8 protein-coding genes and 1 pseudogene are annotated in these 6,660 nt (G+C 68.3%); 2 read left to right on the top strand and 7 right to left on the bottom strand.

From position 1 onward, the window contains the following. Positions 1-323 (top strand): annotated as a pseudogene (locus FKV24_RS19815) (hypothetical protein); the annotation flags it as partial. Between the two features lie 342 nt (positions 324-665). Here the strand turns inward: FKV24_RS19815 and FKV24_RS07065 are convergent. The 7 genes from FKV24_RS07065 to FKV24_RS07035 form a co-directional block, all read right to left on the bottom strand. Continuing rightward, on the bottom strand, positions 666-1,178 hold the full coding sequence (locus FKV24_RS07065; protein ID WP_141481877.1) for a hypothetical protein: 513 nt from the start codon (positions 1,176-1,178) through the stop codon (positions 666-668). 118 nt (positions 1,179-1,296) lie between these two features. After that, complete coding sequence (gene gcvH / locus FKV24_RS07060) at positions 1,297-1,692, bottom strand: glycine cleavage system protein GcvH (protein WP_111267311.1); 396 nt, start codon at positions 1,690-1,692, stop codon at positions 1,297-1,299. Between the two features lie 120 nt (positions 1,693-1,812). After that, positions 1,813-2,430 carry a 2-hydroxychromene-2-carboxylate isomerase gene (locus FKV24_RS07055; protein WP_141481876.1) on the bottom strand — a complete coding sequence of 206 codons (618 nt, stop codon included), beginning with the start codon at positions 2,428-2,430 and terminating at the stop codon, positions 1,813-1,815. 145 nt (positions 2,431-2,575) lie between these two features. Then, on the bottom strand, positions 2,576-3,697 hold the full coding sequence (gcvT, locus tag FKV24_RS07050; RefSeq protein ID WP_141481875.1) for a glycine cleavage system aminomethyltransferase GcvT: 1,122 nt from the start codon (positions 3,695-3,697) through the stop codon (positions 2,576-2,578). 51 nt (positions 3,698-3,748) lie between these two features. Then, positions 3,749-4,300 (bottom strand): hypothetical protein, encoded by a 552-nt coding sequence (locus tag FKV24_RS07045; RefSeq protein ID WP_141481874.1) that lies wholly within the window; start codon positions 4,298-4,300, stop codon positions 3,749-3,751. Positions 4,301-4,384: 84 nt separating this feature from the next. After that, positions 4,385-4,813: an NfeD family protein gene (locus FKV24_RS07040; protein ID WP_111267314.1), complete on the bottom strand. Its 429-nt coding sequence runs from the start codon at positions 4,811-4,813 to the stop codon at positions 4,385-4,387. 22 nt (positions 4,814-4,835) lie between these two features. Continuing rightward, positions 4,836-5,789, bottom strand: coding sequence for an SPFH domain-containing protein (locus tag FKV24_RS07035; protein ID WP_111267315.1), 954 nt, complete (start codon positions 5,787-5,789; stop codon positions 4,836-4,838). A 171-nt stretch (positions 5,790-5,960) separates the two neighbouring features. Here FKV24_RS07035 and FKV24_RS07030 point away from each other — a divergent pair, with 171 nt between their 5' ends. Continuing rightward, positions 5,961-6,566 carry an RNA polymerase sigma factor gene (locus FKV24_RS07030; protein WP_141481873.1) on the top strand — a complete coding sequence of 202 codons (606 nt, stop codon included), beginning with the start codon at positions 5,961-5,963 and terminating at the stop codon, positions 6,564-6,566. Positions 6,567-6,660: the final 94 nt, after the last annotated feature.

Here is a 6,660-nt window from a genome sequence, read left to right as displayed (position 1 = left end):
TCTTCTTGGCGGCCTTCTTCACCGTCTTCTTGGCCGCCTTCTTCGCGGTCTTCTTGGCGGCGGCCTTGCGCACGGTCTTCTTGGCGGCCTTCTTCGCGGTCTTCTTGGCAGCCTTCTTGGCGGTCTTCTTCGCCGCGGCCTTCTTCACCGTCTTCTTCGCGGCCTTGCGCACCGTCTTCTTGGCGGCGGCCTTGCGCACGGTCTTCTTGGCAGCCTTCTTGGCGGCCTTCTTCACGGTCTTGCGCGCTGCCGACTTCTTGGCGACCTTCTTGGCGGCCTTCTTCGCGGCAGGTTTCTTCTTCGCAGCTTTCTTAGTGGCCATGGTATGGCTCCTCGTCAGTGGTCGAACATTGACCGATCGTCAGTCGATCGGGGGTATTGCCCAGTACGAACCAGCGTCGCGGCGACAGCGCCGGCGACAAACCGCCGGCGCGCCACGCGTGCCGGACGGATTCGCGACAGGCATGCGGCCGTCCCGCGCGACCGGGATCGGGCAGCCTGGAAAAGGATGGGATTTGACGGTGCCGGAAGAATCTCCGCGGTGTGGCGGGCCGAGTCGAGCGCGAATCTTTGCAATCCTTCAGGGGACACAAACCCGACATCCACCCTGATGATCGAGCTGGCGGAGTTGGGTTGTGCACGGCGCGTTGTCGCGATCGTTTTTCTCACTCGTGTTCGCAGGAACCGTCTGCTGGGCGAAACGTAATCACGGTTTTTGCAGGTGTCAACAACTCCGGCACCAGTTTTTCCGGTATCGACGCGACCGCATGCCGCGGTGCGCATGCCGGCACGAACGCACTGCGCGCGCGTCGCGTGCGCGACAATCGTTGCACCGCGCGCAAGGCGTTGCGAAAAACAGCATGTTTCAAGGCAAAAAATGCAATGCGCGATCGACGCGCATCGATCGCGACATCTATCCCGCCGTAACGGCACTGGTGAAAATTTGGCCACCCCGATCGTGTGAAAAAACTTTCACCGCGATCCGGATCGGCGCCTCGTTTTCGGCATCGCACAACCCGAAATGCGCGAAAGTGCGCGACGCGATCGGCGGCGTCAGCGACGCGTCCATCGTCCTCGTCGGCAACCCGCGTCGCCGCGCGTCGCATCGCGAACGCGCAACCGCGCGATGTCCGCGACGACGATCCGATCGCACTGCGACTGCGGATGTTCGCCGCCATCCATGACCACCGCCTCGCTGGAAACCGCGCAAAAAAAAAGCCGGACATCTTTCGATGTCCGGCGCGTTGTTCCCGGCCCGGGCTCCGGCAGCTGCCGTGCCCGCGGCGGACGACTCGGTCAGTGGTCGTCGTTCTCGAGCAGCTCGGCGTAGTCGTCCGGACCGAGCAGTTCGTTGAGCTGCTCCGGCTCCTCGATCTCAAGGGTGTACAGCCAGCCCTCGCCGTAGGCGTCCTCGTTGATGGTCTCGGGCTTGTCGCCCAGGGCCGCATTGACCTCGACGACCGTGCCGGTCACCGGCGCATAGACGTCCGAAGCCGCCTTGACCGACTCGACCACCGCGCAGGGATTGCCGGCCTCGACGCGATCGCCGACGTTCGGCAGCTCGACATAGACCAGGTCGCCCAGCAGGCCCTGGGCGTGATCGGAAATGCCGACGGTGACCTTTCCGTCACCTTCGACGCGGGCCCACTCGTGGGACTTCATGAACTTCAGATCGCCGGGGATTTCACTCATGGCTGGCCTCTGTATCTCGGCTGGGGCGGCTGGGGGGATGCTGTGAAGCTGGGCGCCTAGTGTAACGGCCCGCCTGTGACCGCGACAGGGTACGCGGCGCCGGCATGTCGCCCGGCGGGACTAGCAGCGCGCGAAGGGTGCGCGCCCGCTGTCCAACGCCGCGCGCAGCGCTTCGACGCGATCCTGCCCCCAGAACGGCTCGCCGTTGAGCACGTAGCCCGGCAGCCCCGGCAGGTCGGCGGCGATCGCCGCGGCGGTGTTGGCGGCGTAGGCGGCCTGTACCGCCTCGCCTTCGGCCGCCTCGATCACCGCCCCGGCATCGAAACCGTTCGCGGTCAGCAGTGCCGCGACCTGGTCGCGGTCGGCGATGTCGCGGTCGTCGGCCCAGACCGTGCGGAACGCCGCCGACACGTAATCGCCCGGATCGCGTCCGCTCTCGGCGAGGACGATCGCGCAGCGATCGGCCAGGGACGGATCGGCCGGGAAGTGACGCGGCTGCAGGTTCAACGGCACCGCCCTCGCCTCGCGCCAGCGCTGCAGTTCGACCAGGCGATAGCGCTGGCGCGCGGGGGCGCGCTGTCCCAGCGGCAGGCCGCCATTGGCTTCGAACAGTTCGAAGATGCGCACCGGACGGTAATGCAGCCGCGCGCCGGTCTCGCGCGCCGATTGCAGCAGCGCCGCATGCCCGAGGTAGGCATACGGCGAAATCACGGTGAAGTAGTAGTCGATCGACGCCATCTCGTGCTCCGGGTTCGTATGGGAGGTCGGGCCGGCCACCTGTGAGGCGCCGGTTCCAGCTCGGGCATCCCTGCCCCGCTGGCGGCCCCGGCCCCGCTGCGCATCCTGCCCGGGACGAAGAAACGCGTGCGAAGTCGCGTTGGCGCTAAACCGCCGGCACCAGGCTCTCGCCCTCGCGCACGAACGGGAACTTCACCACCCGCACCGGCACTTCGCGGCCGCGGATGTCGACGCGCACGCCACCGTCGGCGCCCAGCGCGATGTCGCCCGCGGGGACGCGCGCGAACGCGATCGCCTTGCCGAGCGTCGGCGAGAAGGTGCCCGACAGGATCTCGCCGTCGCCGTGCGCGGTCAGCACCTTCTGCCCGTGGCGCAGCACGCCCTTCTCGTCCATCACCAGGCCGATCATCTGCCGCGGCGCGCCTTCGGCCTTCTGCCGCTCCAGCACGTCGCGGCCGATGAAGGCGCGGCCCTCGTCGAGCGCCACGGTCCAGGCCAGCGCGGCCTCGTACGGCGACACCGCCTCGTCCATGTCCTGGCCATAGAGATTCATGCCCGCTTCCAGTCGCAGGGTGTCGCGGGCCCCCAGACCGGCCGGCTTGACCCCCGCTTCCAGCAGCGCGTTCCACAACGCCACCGCGTTGTCCTGCGGCACCACGATCTCGAAACCGTCCTCGCCGGTGTAGCCGGTGCACGCGACGAACAGCTCGACGCCGCCGTCGGCCAGTTCGGCGCTGCCGGCGGAGAAGCGGGTCAGCTTGCCGACGCGCTCGCGGTCCTCCTCGCGCAGCAGTCCGATCGCCTTCTCGCGCGCGTTCGGGCCCTGCACGGCGATCATCGCGTAGTCGTCGCGCTCGACGACCTCGACGGCGAAGGCCGCGGCCTGCGCATTGATCCATGCCAGGTCCTTCTCGCGGGTCGCGGCGTTGACCACCAGACGGAAGAACACGTCGGACAGGTAGTAGACGATCAGGTCGTCGATGACGCCGCCGTCGGCATTGAGCATGCAGGTGTACAGCGCCTTGCCCGGCTTCTTGAGCTTGTCGACCGAGTTGGCCAGCAGGTGGCGCAGGAACTCGCGCACGCGTTCGCCGCGCAGGTCGACCACGGTCATGTGGCTGACGTCGAACATGCCGGCGTCGCCGCGGACCTGATGGTGTTCCTCGATCTGCGAACCGTAGTGGATCGGCATGTCCCAGCCGCCGAAGTCGACCATCTTGGCGCCGAGGGAACGGTGGGTGTCGTTGAGAACGGTCTTCTGGGTCATCGCCGTGGATCGCTTCGGGGAAGTGGGGGGAGCCGGCGATTATCCCAGATGTCAGCCCTCGTAGCCGTAGCCCTCGTTGGGGCAGCGAACTCCGGTGGCATCGACCTCATCCAGGCGCTCGGCCTCGAAGTCGAATGCCCAGGCCTGGTGGACCGGCTCGTACCACTCCCCGGCGGCCTCGGTCCGGGCGAGCGCGAGGACCACCGCGCGGCCGTCGTCCAGCGGCTCGCAACCCAGGTGGACGAAGGCGGCGCCCTCGATCGCCGGCCGCTCGACCGCCTCGAGCACGCGCCATACCGCGTGGTTGCCGTCGCGACCGACCTGCCTGAGCACCAGCGCGTGGGTCACGTGCGCCATGTCCTTTCCGTGTATCGAGATCGAATAGGCGCAGACACGGCTGTCGGGACCGGAGCCGGGCGCGGAAAAACAGGTGCCGCCCAGTTCGTCGAGCCCCGCTGGATACGGCGGCACTTCTCGGCCGACCAGGCTTTCGGTGGCGACGCTGTCCATCGCGGCGTCGCCGGAGCGTTCCTGTCCCGTCGCGCCGGCCGCCACCAGCCAGGCCACCATTCCCGCCGCGAGCCATCGTGTAATTGTCTGCATCGATACCGTCTCCCTGGTTCCGAAGGATTGCCCAAAGGATCGCCTAGCGGTTCCGCCCCACGGCCGCGTCGGCCCCTCTCCGCCTCAGCCGTTCCTCGCCACCTTCTCGACCTGCAGGGTCATGCCGTCGACCGCGACCACGCGCACCGCGGTACCCGCTTCCAGTTCCGGACCGCTGACGTCCCAGTAGGCATCGGCGATCTGCACCCGGCCGCGACCGTCGACGATGGCGCGCTCCAACGGCACCACCCGTCCGACCAGGGCCTCGGCGCGGCGGTTCAGCGCCGGACGGTCGCTCTGGCGCTCGTGCCCGCGGAACCAGGTCCGGTAGATCTGGATCGATACGAAGCTCAGCACCACGAACGCCGCCGCCTGCACCAGCACCGTCGGCTCGAACAACCACACCAGCACGAACACCGCCGCCGCGGCGAAGCCCAGCCACAGCATGAACGCGCCCGGCGCCAGCGCCTCGGCCGCGAACAGCAGCAACGCCGCCGCGGCCCAGGTGGTCATCGTCCAGTTCCATTCCACCGGCTCAGCCTCCGATCCGCGGCGGTGTGCGCACCGCCGGCTCCTGGTCGGCCAGCGCGGTCCTGGCCAGTTCGGCGATACCGCCCAGCGAGCCGATCACGCCGGCGGACTCCATCGGCATCAGGATGAACTTCTGGTTGGGCGCCTCGGCCAGCGCCTTGAACGCCTCGACGTACTTCTGCGCCACGAAATAGTTGATCGCCTGCACGTTGCCGCGCGCGATCGCGTCGGACACCATCTGGGTCGCCTTGGCCTCGGCCTCGGCCAGGCGCTCGCGGGCCTCCGCCTCGCGGAACGCGGCCTCGCGGTCGCCCTCGGCGTCGAGGATCGTCGACTGCTTCTCGCCTTCGGCCTTGAGGATCGCCGCCTGCCGGAAACCCTCGGCCTCGAGGATGTTCGCGCGCTTCTCGCGCTCGGCCTTCATCTGCCGGGCCATCGCATCGACCAGGTCCTTGGGCGGCTGGATGTCGCGGATCTCGATGCGGGTGACCTTGACCCCCCACGGGTTGGTGGCCTGATCGACCACGCTCAGCAGCTGGGCGTTGATCGCCTCGCGCTGGCTCAGCGACTCGTCCAGGTCCATCGAGCCGATCACGGTGCGGATGTTGGTCTGCACCAGGGCGATCATCGCGACCTCCAGGTTGGCGACCTCGTAGGCGGCCTTGGCGGCGTCGAGCACCTGGAAGAACACCACGCCGTCGACCTTGACCACCGCGTTGTCCTTGGTGATCACGTCCTGCGAGGGAACGTCGAGGACCTGCTCCATCATGTTGATCTTGCGGCCGACGCCATAGACCACCGGAATCAGGAAGTGCAGGCCGGGGGTCATCGTGTGGGTGTACTTGCCGAAACGTTCGACCGTCCATTCGAAGCCCTGCGGCACCATCCGCACGGTCTTGAACATAATCACCACGCCGGCGAACAACAGCACCAGCGAAACCAGCGAGCCAAGTTCCATGGTTCCCCTCCCGTATCGGCGGATATCGAGTATAGGGCGCGCCGGTGAAGGCGGCTCCACCCCGCCCCCGGCCGCGTCGCGCCGGCGGCGGGGCGTCCGCCGTCCACGCGACGGACGCAGGCGACGGACGGCTGCGACGGTTTGTCCGCCGGGTGCATCCTTGACCTACGAATGCCGACCACCTCGTCCTTCGCGATCGACGTACCCGACAGCCTGCTCGCCCGTGCGCGTGCCGGCGAGCGCGCCGCGTTCGAGCAGCTGTACCGCCGGTTCGAGCGGCCGGTGTTCACCCTCGCCCTGCGGATCTGCGGCGACCGCGAAGAGGCGGCCGAGGTCCTGCAGGACACCATGCTGAAGGTGCTGGGTCGGATCGCCGAGTTCCGCGGCGACAACGGCAGCCCGTTCTGGGGCTGGTTGCGCCAGGTCGCGGTCAACCAGGCGCTGATGCGGTTGCGCCAGCAGCGTCGCTTCGCCCATGACGTCGCCCTGGAGGACGACGGCTGGCTTCAGGACGACGGCCCACTGCCGGCGGCCGCGGCCGATGCCGCGCAGCTGCAACGGGCGCTGGCCGCGCTGCCGGCGCTGACCCGAAGCGTGCTGTGGCTGTACCACGCCGAGGGCTACACCCACGAGGAGATCGCCGCGCTGATGCAGCGCACCGCCAGCTTCTCCAAATCGCAGGTCGCGCGCGGCAGCCGGCGCCTGCGGCAACTGCTCGAAACCGGCCCGGCAGCGGAGGCCGGGCGCGAGACGCTTCAGGAGACCCGCCATGCCTGACATGGGATTCCCGCACCACGGCCCGCCGCGCGACCGCGACAATGGCCGCCGCCCCCCGCCCGACTGGAGCCAGGCGCTGTCCTCGCTGCCGCTC

Origin of the sequence: Marilutibacter maris (assembly GCF_006546735.2) — a bacterium.
GTDB classification, from domain to species: domain Bacteria; phylum Pseudomonadota; class Gammaproteobacteria; order Xanthomonadales; family Xanthomonadaceae; genus Marilutibacter; species Marilutibacter maris.
Note: the sequence above shows the minus strand (reverse complement) of the source record. Positions and strands in the feature narration are given on the sequence as shown.